Source organism: Collinsella aerofaciens, assembly GCF_015554145.1.
Classification (GTDB): domain Bacteria; phylum Actinomycetota; class Coriobacteriia; order Coriobacteriales; family Coriobacteriaceae; genus Collinsella; species Collinsella aerofaciens_AA.
The window spans coordinates 37,934-53,492 of record NZ_JADNHZ010000004.1 but is presented as its reverse complement, the minus strand read 5'-3'; the positions used below and the strand labels follow the sequence as shown (position 1 = coordinate 53,492).

The 15,559-nt window shown below is 60.4% G+C and carries 14 protein-coding genes; all 14 read left to right on the top strand.

The genetic code is table 11. The features are described from left to right. Positions 1–4 precede the first annotated feature (4 nt). A complete protein-coding gene (locus I2E13_RS02515; protein ID WP_035138532.1) occupies positions 5–286 on the top strand; it encodes a DNA-directed RNA polymerase subunit omega in 282 nt (93 codons plus the stop codon). Then, positions 287–1,531 carry a tRNA uracil 4-sulfurtransferase ThiI gene (thiI, locus tag I2E13_RS02510; protein WP_117635259.1) on the top strand — a complete coding sequence of 415 codons (1,245 nt, stop codon included), beginning with the start codon at positions 287–289 and terminating at the stop codon, positions 1,529–1,531. 213 nt (positions 1,532–1,744) lie between these two features. Further along, positions 1,745–2,458 carry a helix-hairpin-helix domain-containing protein gene (locus I2E13_RS02505; protein ID WP_158550964.1) on the top strand — a complete coding sequence of 238 codons (714 nt, stop codon included), beginning with the start codon at positions 1,745–1,747 and terminating at the stop codon, positions 2,456–2,458. Positions 2,459–2,559: 101 nt separating this feature from the next. Continuing rightward, positions 2,560–4,758, top strand: coding sequence for a DNA internalization-related competence protein ComEC/Rec2 (locus tag I2E13_RS02500; RefSeq protein WP_195404099.1), 2,199 nt, complete (start codon positions 2,560–2,562; stop codon positions 4,756–4,758). Positions 4,759–4,836: 78 nt separating this feature from the next. Beyond that, a complete protein-coding gene (holA, locus tag I2E13_RS02495; RefSeq protein WP_195404098.1) occupies positions 4,837–5,799 on the top strand; it encodes a DNA polymerase III subunit delta in 963 nt (320 codons plus the stop codon). Between the two features lie 133 nt (positions 5,800–5,932). Next, on the top strand, positions 5,933–6,199 hold the full coding sequence (gene rpsT / locus I2E13_RS02490) for a 30S ribosomal protein S20 (protein WP_022094714.1): 267 nt from the start codon (positions 5,933–5,935) through the stop codon (positions 6,197–6,199). Between the two features lie 96 nt (positions 6,200–6,295). Then, positions 6,296–8,107: a translation elongation factor 4 gene (lepA, locus tag I2E13_RS02485; protein WP_118385105.1), complete on the top strand. Its 1,812-nt coding sequence runs from the start codon at positions 6,296–6,298 to the stop codon at positions 8,105–8,107. A 4-nt stretch (positions 8,108–8,111) separates the two neighbouring features. Next, a complete protein-coding gene (gene dusB, locus I2E13_RS02480) occupies positions 8,112–9,155 on the top strand; it encodes a tRNA dihydrouridine synthase DusB (protein WP_195404097.1) in 1,044 nt (347 codons plus the stop codon). Positions 9,156–9,157: 2 nt separating this feature from the next. Continuing rightward, positions 9,158–10,390, top strand: coding sequence for a radical SAM family heme chaperone HemW (gene hemW, locus I2E13_RS02475; RefSeq protein ID WP_195404096.1), 1,233 nt, complete (start codon positions 9,158–9,160; stop codon positions 10,388–10,390). A gap of 58 nt (positions 10,391–10,448) precedes the next feature. Beyond that, the gene (locus tag I2E13_RS02470; RefSeq protein ID WP_195404095.1) at positions 10,449–11,552 is read left to right on the top strand and encodes a DnaJ domain-containing protein; all 1,104 of its coding nucleotides are present in this window, start codon (positions 10,449–10,451) and stop codon (positions 11,550–11,552) included. Between the two features lie 81 nt (positions 11,553–11,633). Beyond that, the gene (gene dnaJ / locus I2E13_RS02465; protein ID WP_117635252.1) at positions 11,634–12,782 is read left to right on the top strand and encodes a molecular chaperone DnaJ; all 1,149 of its coding nucleotides are present in this window, start codon (positions 11,634–11,636) and stop codon (positions 12,780–12,782) included. Between the two features lie 9 nt (positions 12,783–12,791). Further along, positions 12,792–14,084, top strand: coding sequence for a MiaB/RimO family radical SAM methylthiotransferase (locus tag I2E13_RS02460; protein WP_195404094.1), 1,293 nt, complete (start codon positions 12,792–12,794; stop codon positions 14,082–14,084). Continuing rightward, positions 14,065–15,051: a PhoH family protein gene (locus tag I2E13_RS02455; RefSeq protein WP_099431796.1), complete on the top strand. Its 987-nt coding sequence runs from the start codon at positions 14,065–14,067 to the stop codon at positions 15,049–15,051. Before I2E13_RS02460 ends, I2E13_RS02455 begins: the two co-directional genes overlap by 20 nt. Further along, positions 15,048–15,557: an rRNA maturation RNase YbeY gene (gene ybeY, locus I2E13_RS02450; RefSeq protein WP_117564282.1), complete on the top strand. Its 510-nt coding sequence runs from the start codon at positions 15,048–15,050 to the stop codon at positions 15,555–15,557. The genes I2E13_RS02455 and ybeY overlap by 4 nt, the downstream gene beginning before the upstream one ends. The last annotated feature ends 2 nt before the right edge of the window (positions 15,558–15,559 follow it).

Sequence of the window (15,559 nt, the reverse complement as noted above, 5' to 3'; positions counted from 1 at the left end):
GTCCGTGTCCGTTGTAAAGCCTTGCATTGACGATCTTCTGGAGAAGACCGATCACAACCGCTTCCTGCTCGCTTCGCTTGCCTCCAAGCGCGCCTGCGACATCAATAGCATGCTGCGTGGCCAGCACAACCGCGTGCTTGCCGTTCAGGATGTCGATGACATCACCATCGGGCTTTCCGGTGCCGATACCATCTCGATGGCTATGGACGAGATTGTCGACGGCGACATCTCTTACGACGAGGCCCGTTACGAGAAGGCGCTCGGCCACAAGGTTGCTGAAGCCTAAATGGCGGCTCGCGTCTGCCTAGTCCACTATCACGAGGTTGGGCTGAAGGGCAAGAACCGCGCACATTTTGAGCATATCCTCATGGATAACATCAAGGCGGCCTTGGCCGCCTTTTCCGTGAACGCCGTGTCTCGAATTTCCGGTTATATCCTCGTGACCTTTAACGAGCATCAGGCCGACGAGGCGGCGCGTGTCATCCGCACCGTCCCCGGCGTTGCCCGTGTGTCTTTGGCGTATCACACCAACCGCGACCCGCAGGAGTACTGCGCCGCCGCTGTGAAGGCGCTGCGCGAGTTTGGTTCCTTCGATTCGTTTAAGGTGCACGCCAAGCGCTCCAATACTGACTATGAGCTCACCTCGATCGATATCAATCGACAGGTTGGCGAGGTGCTGTGTGAGGCGTTTCCCGATAAAAAGGTCCAGATGCACGACCCCGACGCGATGGTGCACGTTCTGGTGGTTCAGGGTAGTGTCTACGTGTATGCGCGCTCCGAGCGCGGCGTTGGCGGCCTTCCGGTGGGTTCTGCCGGCAAGGTCGTGACGCTTCTGTCGTCGGGTATCGATTCTCCGGTGGCGACCTGGATGCTCGCGCGTCGCGGCGCGGTGTGCGTACCGGTGCATTTCTCCGGTCGTCCGCAGACGCCCGACACGAGTGAATACCTGGTGCAGGACATCATCCGTGCGCTTGAGCCGGGTGTCCAGATCGGCCGCCTGTACGTGGTGCCGTTTGGCGACTGCCAGCGTGAGATTTCGGTCACCTGTCCCAGCAACCTGCGCGTGATCATGTATCGCCGCATTATGTATTCGGTTGCTGAGCGCATTGCACACATCGAGGGTGCCAGGGCCATCGTTACGGGCGAATCGCTTGGGCAGGTTGCCTCCCAAACGCTTGAGAACATCATGGCCGTCAACGAAGCCGTGAAGATTCCCGTGTTCCGTCCTCTCATCGGTTCGGACAAACAGGAGATCATCGCACGCGCCGAGGAGATCGGTACGTTCGATATCTCGACTGAGGCCGCTCCCGACTGCTGCACGCTGTTTATGCCACGCCGTCCCGAGACGCACGCTAAACTCGATGCCGTGCATGAGGCCTGGGAACTGTTTGATCACGAGGAGATGATTGAGCGTCTGCTCAAGCAGACCGAGTACATCGACTTCGAGAGCAACACGTACAAGGCCCCTAAGACCTTAAAACGCAAACATTCTGAGCTTGCTCCGCGTGAGATTTACCAAGATCACGAGTAAATATGTGCATAGACCGACGATGCGCCTGCATCGTCGGTCTTTTGCTATCTGGGCATTTTGCGGCTAAGTGTTCATTTGCTGACGTGTGCCTGAATAAATGGACATTATTTCGTAAGGTTTTGGTCAGCTTTTGGTTTGACCGCGAAAACCGGTGTGGACGTGCGGAAGCTGCGGCGTTCGTTTCCTGACACGATGGTGTTGGGAGGTTTTGCTATGGCGCAGCGCGAACAACACGAACGAGTCAAAAAGATGGACCGCTGGGCGGGCAAACTGCTCGGTCATAAGGCAGTGGTGATGGCGATACTGGTCGTCATTGCGATGGCGAGTGGACTGGCAATGGCGAACTTTGGCGGCGGTGCCGGCGGTGTGTCGTTTGAGCGCACTGATGGTTCGGGCACGTTAGTGGAGCCGGGATCCGGCGATGCTTCGAGTGGAAAGACATCTGAAGGCTCTTCGCCTAAGGCGTCTGCCGCGGCAGAGGTCTATGTCGATGTTGATGGCGCCGTGGTGTCACCCGGTGTATATCGCCTCAAAGACGGGGCGCGGGTGGCTCAGGCGATTGATGCCGCCGGCGGGCTGGCGCCCGAAGCAGACGTTACGGGGCTTAATCGTGCATCCAAGGTCACTGATGGACAAAAAATTCACGTTCCAACGGTAGGGGAGCAGCAGGTGTCCATTGCGGAAGCCGGTGTTGATGGTGGGACTTCCGCATCATCAGGCGTCGGTGGCGCAACAGGCCTAGTAAACATTAATACGGCAAGCTCGGCAGAGCTGCAGACGCTCTCGGGAATCGGTCCCTCAATGGCACAGTCGATTATCGATGAGCGGACAAAGAACGGTGCTTTTGCTTCGGTTGACGATCTGATGCGCGTGTCGGGAATCGGCGAGAAGAAGCTTGCCAAAATCAAAGATTGCATCTGCGTATGAGTGCGACCGAGCGAGAGCACGTGATGCCTCCGCGGCCCCTGATTCCGTGGACGATGGCCATTTGTGCCGGCTTGTGTGCGAGCTGCGGATTGGTGCTTAACATGGCAGCCGATTTGCTGCTGGGAGAGCAGCCAGCGCCCGTCACATTGCTTATAGCCATTCCCATTGCGGCTGCGGTATTCGTTGTGCTGGCTCAATCTTGTGCGCGGCTTGCCCCTTTGAAGCGGTGGCTGTATGCCGCGTCCGTCGGTCTCATAGCGGGTGCGGTCGTTTCGGCGTGGTGGGCCGTGGGTGCGCTCAACGCCTCGAAGACGCTCGACGGTCGAGCGGCAAGCAGTCTCGAGTTTGTCGTGCAGGGTGACCCATCCATAAATGACGACGTGTATTCCTATACCTGCGAGGCGCGCTCGGACGGTAAGAACTTGGCAACGGTTCGCCTATCGTGTGACCGTGAGTTCAAGGTCGGGGCGCACGTGCGTGTTATCGGTCGCGTGTCACGTTTTGAGAACGATGCGTATGGACGATCGCGCGTGCTTCGAGGCGAGGTACGCAAGGTTAAAGCCGTTCGGATTGTGTCGGTCGATGAGGGTTCTCCGAGGCCGCTGCTTCGGCTGCGAAATGGGCTGCTTGCGTCCATCGCGCCTGCGACCGACCCGGCGCGTGCGCTCATAGCCGGTGTCGTCTGCGGTCGTTCGGCCGAGCTGCGCGCCCAGCCGGCGGGCGACTGGTTTTCGGTGACGGGAACGGCGCATCTTATCGCCGTCTCGGGCAGCCATTTGGCTATCGTGGGGTTTGTAATCGAGGGTGTATTGCAAAAGACTCGGTGCTCACGTGGTCTTCAGCGGGCGATATTGGCGATAACGCTTGTGGGCTACGCTGCCTTTACGGGCGCGTCTCCCTCGGCCGTGCGCGCGTGCTGCATGGTGTTCGTGACGCTTGTCGTAAACGGCGCGGGGCGTCGTCGGCACGGCCTTTCGGCACTCTTCGTAACCATGTCCATCTTTGTGCTACTGCGGCCGACGGTGCTGTTCGAGATGGGCTTTCAGCTTTCATGCGCCAGCGTCTTAGCCATTCTGTGCTTTTGTCCCTATGCGACCTACGCTTTGGGTGAGCTAGGTGTGCCATCGGGCGTTGCCAGCGTGCTTTCCGTCACGCTGTGCTCGCAACTGGCGACACTTCCCATTACCATTCCTGCCTTCGGTACATTCTCGCTCATTGCTCCGTTGGCAAATGCGGTCATCGGTCCGGTGGTGAGCGTTCTGCTCGCTGTGTCGATCGTGCTGGTTCCCTTTTCGTTCGTGGCACCGTTGCGGACTTGGGCGCTCGTTGTGCCCATGATTGCCGCCCGTTGCGCGCTGTTCTTCGAGCAACTGTTTGCCGCCGTGCCGGGTGCATACGTGAGCGTGCCGCCCGATAGCATGTGGATTTACCTAGTGCCGTGTTTTCTGGCGGTTCTGCTGGTCTGGTGGCCGCGTCCCCGTGCACGTCCTATGGCGGTGGGGCTTGCATGCCTGATGCTCTTGGCTGCGATTCCGTACGTCTATTGGGATCGATTCGCTCCGCCTTCGGTGACGGTGCTCGATGTGGGCCAGGCCGATGCGATTCTTATCCGCCAGGGCGGCGCAGTTGCACTTGTCGACTGCGGACTCGACGAGCGCGTGGTGGCGGCGTTGGTTCGCAATAACGTGCACCATATCGACGCCGTCTTTGTGACGCATTGGGATGAGGACCACTGGGGTGGTCTGCCTGCCGTGCTCGAACAGTTTTCGGTCGGAACGATTGCCGTGGCCGCGGATGCGCTGGAGGATGCTCCTGCCGAGGTATTGAACCGACCTGGCGTGGAGTATCGGCAGGTGCGCCGTGGGGATATGGTCGACATCGGCTCATTTTGCGCCCGCGTGATGTGGCCATTCGAGTCCGTGGATGGCGAGGGAAATGAGGACTCGCTTGTCCTTCTGCTCTCTTATGTTCAGGAAGGCAAGGGCCTGCGCATACTCCTCACCGGTGATGCCGAGCTCGACCAAGAACGGGAATTCATGCAGGAGGTGGGGGATATCGATGTCCTTAAACTTGGGCATCACGGCTCCAAGGTTTCAGTCGATGGCGAGTTGCTGGACGTCCTGAAGCCCGAGCTTTCCCTCGCAAGCGCCGGTGAGGGGAATCGATACGGCCATCCGTCCGATGCCTGCATCGATGCCGTTAAGGAAGCGGGTGGTGTGTTCGCGTGTACCATCGAACACGGCGACATTACCGTCACACCGACTGCGAATGGCTTTGCGATGCGATGCCAGCGACCGTGACGACGTCGTTGGCGTGTGGTGGGCCCCTGGGCTAGAATGGCACGGAACGAATACGAAGGCCTGCGGGAGGGGAGCGCAATGTCCGAAACCGGTTTGCTACCGGCATATCTGATCGTCGGTACCGACGGAGTTAAGCGCGACCACGCCGTCTCGCGTATGAAAGCGCGTCTGGAAAAATCGGGTATGGTCGAGTTCAACCTCGACGAGCGAGACATGACCAAGGACCCCGATATCGAGTCCATTATCGGATCGCTCAACACCTTTCCGATGGGCAGCGAGTTTCGTCTGGTAATCCTCGATGGCTGCTCAAAGCTCGCCAAGGCGGTCTCGGAGCCGCTCGTTGGGTATCTGGCGAGTCCCAGCCCAACAACGGTCTGCCTCATCATCGCCGACTCACTTGCCAAGAATACGCGCCTGTATAAGGCGATCGCCAAGATCGACAAGAAGGCCGTGATCGATTGCTCCGGCACCAAGCGCTGGGAGCTACCGCGCCGCGTGCAGCAGATGGCGACGCAGCACGGCAAGTCGATCTCGATGGCGGCCGCCGAGGAACTCGTCTCGCGTTCGGGTGAAAACACGCGCATGCTCGATAACGACTTGGCTAAGCTTGCCCAGATGGTCGAGGCGCCCCAGATTGAGCTTGCCGACGTTGAGCGCTGGATTGTACGTACGGCCGAGGTTCAACCCTGGGACTTTCTCAATGCGGTCTCGGCTCGCGATATGCGGCGTTCGCTCGAGCTCTTTAAGCTTCTGCCCTCCAAGAGCTACGTGTGGACCTATACGCTGCTATGCGGTCGCATCCGTGAGCTGATCGTTGCCAAGGCGCTCGATGCGCGCGGACAGGGTCGTGAGCTGGCCGCAACGCTCAAGCTCCAGTCCTGGCAGGTCAAGAATCACCTGACCTGGGCACGTCGCTTTTCGATGGCAGAGCTCATCGCAGCGCTCGAGGGTGCGGTCGATGTGGAGCTCGCGCTCAAGGGTTCGGCCGATTCTCAGACGGCGCTTTTGCTCTGGATTACGAACATCTTGAGAAAATCGTGATGATACCTGCCTATTTGACAAATTCGTTCTATCCCTTTGAGGGGGAGCGTGCTATAGTAGGCGCTTGCATGACCTCACCGTGTCTCAGAGGTGTCATACATTTTTTGCAAGGAACTCGAAAGGAACTCCAGAAGTGGCAAACATCAAGTCTCAGAAGAAGCGTATCCGCACCAATGAGGCAGCTCGCATGCGTAACAAGGCTGTCAAGTCCGAGCTCAAGACGCTGACCAAGCACGTCCAGTCCGCCGTTGCCGAGGGCGACGCCGAGAAGGCCCAGGCTGCCCTCAAGACCGTTACCAAGCGTCTTGACATGGCTGCCGCCAAGCATGTTATCCACAAGAACCAGGCTTCCAACCGCAAGTCCGGTCTTGCCAAGCTCGTGAACAGCATCAACGCCTAAGTTGTAAATTTCACACCACACAGATTACGCGCATAAATGGAGCCTGTTTTATGGAACAGGCTCCATTTTTTGTACCGCTCGGGTAAGATAGTCCGCATGAATACTTCAATTGACATTTCCCACATCCGCAACTTCTCAATCGTTGCGCACATTGACCATGGCAAGTCCACGATCAGCGACCGCATCCTCGAGCTCACCCATACCGTCGACGAGCGCGACATGGAGTCGCAGCTGCTCGACACCATGGATATCGAGCGCGAGCGCGGCATCACGATCAAGTCCAACGCCGTCCGCGTGTCCTATGACGCCGACGATGGCGAGACGTATCAGTTCAATCTGATCGATACGCCGGGCCATGTGGACTTTACCTACGAGGTCTCGCGTTCGCTGGCAGCCTGTGAGGGCGCGGTGCTCGTCGTCGACGCCACTCAGGGTGTCGAGGCGCAGACCGTCTCCAACGCGACGCTCGCCATGAACGCCAACTTGGACATTGTTCCGGCCATCAACAAGATCGACCTTCCCTCGGCCCATCCCGATGAGGTTAAGACCGAGATCGAGGATGACCTGGCAATCCCTGCCGATGATGCCGTGTGCGTCTCGGGCAAGACCGGCGAGGGCATCCACGATCTGCTGGAGTCCATTGTCTTTTTGATCTCTCCGCCCAAGGGCGATGCGAACGCGCCGCTCAAGGCACTCATCCTGGATTCGTACTTCGACGAGTATCGTGGTGTCGTCGCCACGGTGCGCGTCTTTGACGGCTCTATCAAAAAGGGCGATACCCTGCTTATGATGCAGGTCAAGGGCGACTTTTTGGTCGACGGTGTGGGCGTCAAGCGTCCCGCCGAGACCCCGGTCGACGCGCTGACGGTCGGCGAGGTCGGATATGTGGTCACGGGTCTGAAGGACCCCGAGGCTGTGCGCGTGGGCGATACCCTTACGTGGGCTTCGAACCCCTGTCCCGAGCCTCTGCCGGGCTACCGCGAGGCCAAGCCCATGGTCTACACGGGCCTGTTCCCGATCGACAACAAGGACTACGAGAACCTGCGTGACGCGCTCGATAAACTGCACGTCAACGACCCGTCGTTGGTGTGGGAGCCCGAGACCTCGGTGGCGCTCGGCTTTGGCTTCCGCGTGGGCTTCCTGGGCCTGCTGCACATGGAAGTCGTCAAGGAACGCCTGGAGCGCGAGTTCAACCTGGACCTCATTGCCACGAGTCCCTCGGTTGACTATCACGTCTACAAGACCGACGGCGAAATGATCGATGTCCGCAGTCCGCAGGACCTTCCCGAGGCCACACGCATCGATCGTATCGAGGAACCCTACCTCAAGGCAAAGATCATCTGCCCGCCTGAGTACACGGGCGCTGTCATGCAACTCGCCATCGAGCACCGCGGCGTCACAACCGACATGATCCACCTGACGAGCAAATCGGTCGAGATGCGCTTCGATATGCCGCTCGCCGAGCTCATCTTGGACTTCTTTGACCAGCTCAAGAGCCGTACCAAGGGCTATGCTTCGCTCGATTACGAGTTCAACGAGTATCGTCCCTCCGAGCTCGTCAAGCTCGACATCCTGCTTTCGGGCGACGAGGTGGACGCGCTGTCGTTTATCGTCCATAAGGACAAGGCATATGGCCTGGCCCGTGGCCTGTGCGACAAGCTCAAGGAGATCATCCCGCGTCAGCTGTTCGAGGTGCCCATCCAGGGTGCTATCGGCAACAAGATCATCGCCCGTTCCACCGTCAAGGCGCGTCGCAAGGACGTTCTTGCCAAGTGCTACGGCGGCGATATCTCGCGTAAGCGCAAGCTGCTCGAGAAGCAGAAAGAGGGCAAGAAGCGTATGAAGGCCATCGGATCGGTCGAGGTCCCGCAGGAGGCCTTTATGGCGATCCTCAAGGTGGACGAGTAGGACTATGGCTCTTTCCGAATATAGTCTGCGGCTGCTGGGCGCCTATGCCGAGCAGCCGTTCCTTATGGCTCCCATGGCGGGCGTGACCGACCCTGCCTATCGCATCATGTGCCGCCGCCGCGGTGCCAACCTTGCCTACAGCGAGATGGTGAGCGTGGCGGGCCTTGCCTATGCCAGCAACAAGACCTGGCGCCTGGTGCTACCGGCCGACGAGGAGCAGCAGATTTGCGTGCAGCTCTTTGGCTCCAAGCCCGAGCAGTTTGCGAGCGCCGTTGCCGCCGTCGAGGAGCGCGTTGGCGATCGCCTGTCATTGATTGATATCAACATGGCCTGTCCGGCTCGCAAGGTCGTTACCAAGGGCGAGGGCTCGGCGCTTATGCGCACGCCCGACCTGGCCGAAAGAATCGTCGAGGCAGCGGTGGGCGCGGCGCATGTTCCCGTGACCGTGAAGATCCGCAAGGGTTTTTATGCCGAGGATCGCAACGCCGCAACGTTTGCCCAGATGCTCGAAGGGGTGGGCGCCTCCGCAGTTGCCGTGCACGGTCGTTGTGCCACGCAGCTCTATACGGGCCAGGCCGATTGGTCGGTCGTCGATGAGGTTGCCGACGCTGTCGAGATTCCCGTGATTGGTTCGGGCGATGTGTTCTCGGCCGAGGACGCTGCTGAGCATCTGCACGGCTCGGGTGCCAGCGCGGTGTTTATCGCGCGCGGCATCTACGGCAATCCGTGGGTGTTCGGCGATGCCCGAGCCCTTGCACTCGATGGCATGCCGGTTCCTTCTCGCTCCTCGGTCGAGCGCCTGGAGGCTCTGCGCGAGCACCTGACGTTGACGCATGAGCTTCTGCCGCTCATGTCGCGTGCTCGCACGTACGCAAGCTGGTACTTAAAGGGCATGCCCCATGCCGCCGCCTGGCGCGCTCAGGTGGTGCGTTGCTCTACGTACGAGGAGTTTATGGCGCTGGTCGATGATATCGAGCGCGACGTGGTGGTCTGCGAGGCCGCGCTTGCCGCCGGCGAGTCGGTGCCTGCTCATCCGCTGGAGGCCTAACGGTGGCCGTTACCGCGCTGTACGTGCACGTGCCGTTTTGCGCCCAAAAGTGCCGGTACTGCGACTTTGACTCGCGCAGCTTTGCTCCGTGCGACCTGGATGCTGCGCTCGATGCCTATTTTGAGCAGCTGTATGCGCGGCTCGATGCCTTTGGCAACGCTGGGGCACTCGGGCAGGTCCGCACAGTCTACGTAGGCGGCGGCACGCCGTCGCTGGCAGGGGAGCGCCTGGTGGAACTTGCCCGGCGTATCTCCATGTGGTGCAAACCCGTTGAATTTACTTGCGAAGCCAATCCTGAGTCCCTGACCGCTGAGCTCGCCACCGCGCTTGCCGAGGCGGGTGTCACGCGCATCTCTCTGGGCGTGCAAACCCTCGACAATACCGAGCTGGCCGCTATTGGCCGCATTCACGATGCTAATCGGGCACTTGCGGCTATCGCGACGGTGAAGGATGCTGGCCTCGATGTGTCGTGCGACCTGATGTGCGGCCTTCCCGGGCAGACGGCCGCAAGCTGGCGGAGCACGCTCGATGTCGTGTTGGCGGCGGCGCCTCATCATGTGTCGGTCTACCCGCTCACGCTCGAGGAGGGCACGCCACTCTATCGCATGGCGTGCCGTGACGAGTCGCTCGAGCCCGACGAGGATTTTCAGGCTTCGTGCATGGACGCGGCGCGTGAGCGCCTGGGTGCGGCCGGCTATCATCCGTATGAGGTGGCAAGCTACGCGCTCGATGGCCATGAGTGCGCCCATAACATTGCCTACTGGACCGGACAGGGCTACCTGGGCCTGGGTCGTTCTGCCGCGGGCATGCTCGACGACGAGGATTTCGACCGTCTTGCAGGTTTGTTCCCCGGCGTGTCTTCTCGAGGCGATGCGTACCGCGTGCGTCTGGTGCAACGTGACGATGACGCGACGGCGTTCGAGGCCGAATATCTGTCGCAGCGCGAGGCTGTCGCCGAAGACTTGATGCTCGCTTGTCGCATGACGCGCGGTGTTGCGTCCGACCTGTTGGCTCGTGCAGCTTGCGTCATCCCAACGGGCGAGCTGGCAGCTGCCTGCGATCGTGCGCTCGAATTGGGTCTTGCCACTTGGGTGCCCGAGACGCTCTGGGGTCATGAGGGACCCTTCACTTCGGCAGATGTCGTCGCGGGCCATGTTCGAGCTCGTCTGGCGCCGACCCATCTGGGCTGGCTCGATGGAAATGTTCTGTTCGAGCTGTTTTGGGATCTAGCTTAGGCCGCTCGGGTAGAATTACCGGAATATATACGCTGCTGTGAGCAGGAGGTTGCCGCGCATGGCGACGATGAACGAAAAAGATTACTACGAGATTCTGGGTGTCTCCAAGGACGCCACCTCGCGTGATATTCAAAAGGCCTTCCAGCAAAAGGCCCGTAAGCTCCATCCGGACGTCAATAAAGAGCCGGATGCCGAGGAAAAGTTTAAAGAGGTTTCCGAGGCCTACGCCGTGCTTTCGGATGAGCAAAAACGTGCGCGCTACGACGCCATGCGTTCTGGCAATCCCTTTGCCGGTGCTCCTACGGCTTCGCCCTATGGTGGCGGCTACGCCGGCAGCACGGGCTATGGCAATCCCTTTGAGGGCGGCTTTCCCTTTGGTGGCGCCTGGGGCCAGCAGCGTCGCGGCCAGGCTGCCTACAATCCCGAGAACGGCGCCAACGTGGTCGTCGATATCAAACTCGACGCCAAGGAGGCCAAGGGCGGTGCCCGCAAGACCGTCCGCTACACGCGCTTCGATACCTGTGGTCACTGCGGCGGCTCGGGCTCTGTTTCGTCCGAGCATGCACATGCCTGCCCGAGCTGCGGTGGCCGCGGCCACATCGACGTCGACCTGTCCTTCCTGTTTGGTGCGGGCACGTTCCAGTCGGTCTGCCCCGAGTGCGGCGGTTCCGGTAAAGTCGTGGCCGATCCCTGCCCTGATTGCGGTGGCAGCGGTCGTACTCGCGTAACCTCCGAGCAGACGATTGAGTTTCCTGCCGGCACGCACGATGGCGACGAGGTCCGCATTAGCGGCATGGGCCATGCTGGCACTAACGGTGCCGCGGGCGGCGACTTGGTCGGCCGCGCCCATGTTGAGGCCGAGCGCTTGGAAGGCAAGGCCCGTACTGGCTTTTACCTGATGGGCATCGTGGCGCCGTTTTTGGTGCTGTCGGCCATCTCGGGCGTGTTCTCGGCCTTTGCCGTGATGTGCTTTATCCCCTTTACCATGGGCCTGTTCATGGTGCTTTCGGACGGTGTGCTTCATCGCAGCCTGCTGTGGTGGAAGCGCGGTGCGATGCAGTTTGCCAACGGTTTTGCCAACGGCTTCATGTTCGCGCTCGTGTCGGTTTGGTTCGCGAGCTGCTCGCAACGGGCCATGCTTTCGCCGTATCAAATGCAATAACATCAAACCCTTTGTTTGCGGTCGGCCCAGCTTGGGTATAGGACGCACTGTGACAATAATGAAAGTCGGAAGGATTCGGTCGTGTCGGAAAATAGGGATTACTACGAGGTGCTTGGCGTCGACAGGGATGCCGACGCGCGGACGATTAAGCGTGCGTTTCTAAAGAAGGCCCGTACCGTACATCCGGATGTTTCGGACGATCCCGAGGCCGAGGCCAAGTTCAAGGAGCTCAACGAGGCCTATTCCGTTCTTTCCGATGAGCAGAAGCGTGCTAACTACGACCGTTACGGCACCGCGGACGGCCCCGGTGGCTCTGGTTATGTCGACATCAACGATATCTTTGGCGGCATGGGTATGGACGACCTCTTCTCGTCGTTCTTTGGCGGTGGCGCCGGTGGTGGCGCCCGCAGCCGTCGTGAGCGTCGTCGCGGACGTGACATGGCCATCTCGCTTTCGGTGACGCTCGAGGAGGCGGCGCTCGGCTGCAAAAAGACGATCAGCTATGATCGCCTTGCTCCTTGCGAGGACTGCAACGGTACCGGTAGGGCCGAGGGTGCACAGGAAAAGCAGTGCAGTCGCTGCCACGGTACGGGCTACGTCACGACGGTTCAGCGATCGTTTTTGGGTCAGGTTCAGTCTTCCTCGCCTTGCCCCGACTGCCATGGCGAGGGCACGGTTATCGACCATCCCTGCGAGACCTGCGACGGTCAGGGCCGCACGCCTTCGCACGAAAAGATCGACATCGATATTCCCGCCGGCGTTTCGACCGGTCGCCAGCTGCGCGTGAGCGGCTTTGGCGAGGCCGGCCTTCGCGGCGAGCCTTCGGGCGACCTGATTGTCAACGTGCGCGTCGCCGACCATGAGCGCTTTAAGCGCAACGGTGATGACCTGTACCTGGTGAGCGATATCTCGATTGCGCAGGCTGCGCTCGGCTGCGAGATCGAGGTCGAGGGCATTATGCCCGACGAGGTCGTTAAGGTGACGGTTCCCGCCGGCGCCCAGTACGGCGACACCGTGAGCGTCAATAATTACGGCATGCCGCGCATTGGCGGTGGCGGTTCGCGTGGCCGCCTGATCGTGCAACTGCGCGTGGTCGTTCCCACCAATCTTTCCAATAAGCAACGCGAGCTGCTCCGTGCTTTTGCCGATGAGATGGGCGATGACGTCGCTTCCGGTAAGAAGTCGGTGACCGACCGTATCAAGAGTGCCCTCGACGATATCCTCGATTAAGGAGCCCGCGTGCTCGCACCCCATATTTCCGTCGTCAACCTCGGCTGCCGTGTCAACCGGGTTGAGTCATACCGTATCACTGCTGATCTTATGCGCCTGGGCTTTGCTATGGTGGAGCCCCACGATGCCGATCTGATCGTCATTAACACCTGTGCCGTTACGGGCGAGGCCGAGGCGAAGACCCGTAAGGCCGTCCGTCATGCGCTGGCCCATCCAAACGAGCCCTATGTGGTCGTGACCGGATGCGTGGTCAATTTGCATCCCGAGGAGCTGTTGGAGCTTTCGGATCGCGTGATCGCCGAGCCGTCCAAGATCGATGTCGCCGAACGTGTCTGCGAGGTGCTGGGCGTTGAGTCCGATAGCGTTCCCGCCTGCAGCGATGACGAGGTGGTCGATGCGCTCGGTCGCTCTCGCCTGGGCGTGAAGATCCAGGACGGCTGCAACCATCGCTGCACCTATTGCATTGTGTGGAAGGCGCGCGGCCCCGAGCGCTCCGTGCCCGTCGAGTCCGTGCTTGAGCGAGTTCGCGAGGCCCAGGAGGCCGGCGTGCCCGAGGTGGTGCTGACCGGTGTGAACCTGGGTGCCTACGATGGCAAGAGCGCGACCGACGAGCATGTCGAAATCGATGAGCTGCTCGAGGCCATCATGGAGCGCACGACTATTGCGCATGTGCGCATTTCCTCGGTCGAACCCATGGATATCTCTGAGCGCCTGCTTAAGGTTATGGCGCGCTATCCGCAGCGTATCGCCCCGTTTTTGCACCTGCCCGTGCAGTCCGGCTGTACGGCGACGCTGCATCGCATGGGTCGTCCCTATAGTGCGGAGGCCTTTGAGGACACGGTGCGTATGATTCGCGCCAACTTGCCCCAGGCGTCTCTTTCGTGCGATGTCATCGTCGGTTTTCCTGGTGAGACGGACGAGGAGTTCGAGGAGTCGCTGGCGCTGTGCCGCCGTGTGGGTTTCTCGCGTATGCACGTGTTCCGCTACAGCAAGCGTCCCGGTACCCTTGCTGCCGACATGCCCGACCAGGTGCCGCCCGAGGTTATGGCCGAGCGCAGCCGTCGTATGCGAGACACGGCGCAGGAGCTCGCTATTGCCGATGCTCGTCGTCGCGTGGGCACTGTCGAGCGTGCCGTGCTCGAGTATGGTGACAACCTAACGCTCGGTTCGTTCCATCATGCCCGTCTTGACGATACCTGTGGACTTACAGCCCCGTGCCTGCTCGATGTTGCTATCATCGGAGTCGATGATTCCGGCTTGGTCCATGCGCGCAGGGAGGTCCATGGAAGCCTCGAAGATTAGACTTACCGTTCCCGAGGGAATTGATCCCTCGCGCGTTTTGGGCGCCGGCGACGGCGTCCTTCGTGCGCTCGAGAGTTTGGTTCGCGCTCACGTGGTCGCCCGTGGCGATAGCATCGCCGTGAGCGGTGACCCGGACGAGGTCGAACTCGTGGCGCGTTTTTTCGAACATGCTTTCCGCGAGGCGGCCGCCGGGCGCACGCTGTCTGCCGACGATGTCTCTCGCTGCCTGGCCGTCTTGCGCGACGGCGAGCATGAGGCCACATCGCTTCGCGATGACGTGCTGCTTTCATACCGCGGTCGTGTCATTCGTCCCAAGACGCTTGGGCAAAAGCGCTATGTGGATGCCATTCGCTCGCATACCATCACCTTTGGCTTGGGTCCTGCCGGTACCGGTAAGACCTATCTGGCCATGGCGCTCGCCGTTGCCGCGCTCAAGCGCCATGAGGTGGGCCGTTTGATCTTGACGCGTCCGGTTGTCGAAGCAGGGGAGAACCTGGGCTTTTTGCCCGGCACCCTCGAGGAAAAGATCGATCCGTACATGCGCCCGCTCTACGATGCCCTTTTTGACATGATGGATCGTGAGCGCACCGATGAGCTTATGGAGCGCGGCGTGATCGAGATCGCCCCGCTCGCCTACATGCGCGGTCGTACGCTGAGCGATGCTTTCGTGGTGCTCGACGAGGCGCAAAATACCACGCCCGAGCAGATGAAGATGTTCCTGACACGCCTTGGATTCAACTCCAAGTTCGTGATTACCGGCGACCTCAGCCAGCGCGACCTGGTGGGTCGTCGTGGTGGCTTGGCGGATGTCGAGAAGATTTTGGGCCGTGTCGACGATGTGGCGTTTGCACACCTGGAGCGCGCCGACGTGGTGCGCCATGCCCTAGTGGGTCGTATCGTTGAGGCATATGATGCTTATGATGACGTGCGCGAGCAGCGCTCGCGCGACCGAAAGGAGTCCCGTTGAGTGTATTGATCAGCAACGATGCCGAGCTCGATACGCTGCTCGACGCGCAGGAGGTGGAGCACATCTGCGAGGTTGTGCTTGCCGCCGAGGGCGTTGAACGTGAAGTCGAGATTTCCCTTTCGTATGTCGACGAGGACGAGATGCACGAGCTCAACCACGAGTGGCGTGGCATCGACCGCACCACCGATGTGCTCTCGTTTGAATGCGACTCGGCCTTTGACGAGGATATTCCCGCCGACGAGACGCTCGAGCTCGGCGATATCATCTTGGCCCCGCAGGTCATTGCCCGTCAGGCCCCCGGCTTTGGCAATAGCCCTGCCGACGAGTGCCGCCTGATGCTCGTACACGGCATGCTGCACCTGCTGGGGTATGACCATATCGAGGACGACGAGGCCGAGGTCATGGAGGCCCGCGAGGACGCTATCCTGCGCGATCTGGCGCTCGAGCGCGGCGAGGACCCCAAACTCGTTCACGTCGGCCCCATCACCAATCATGCCCACGACTAGGA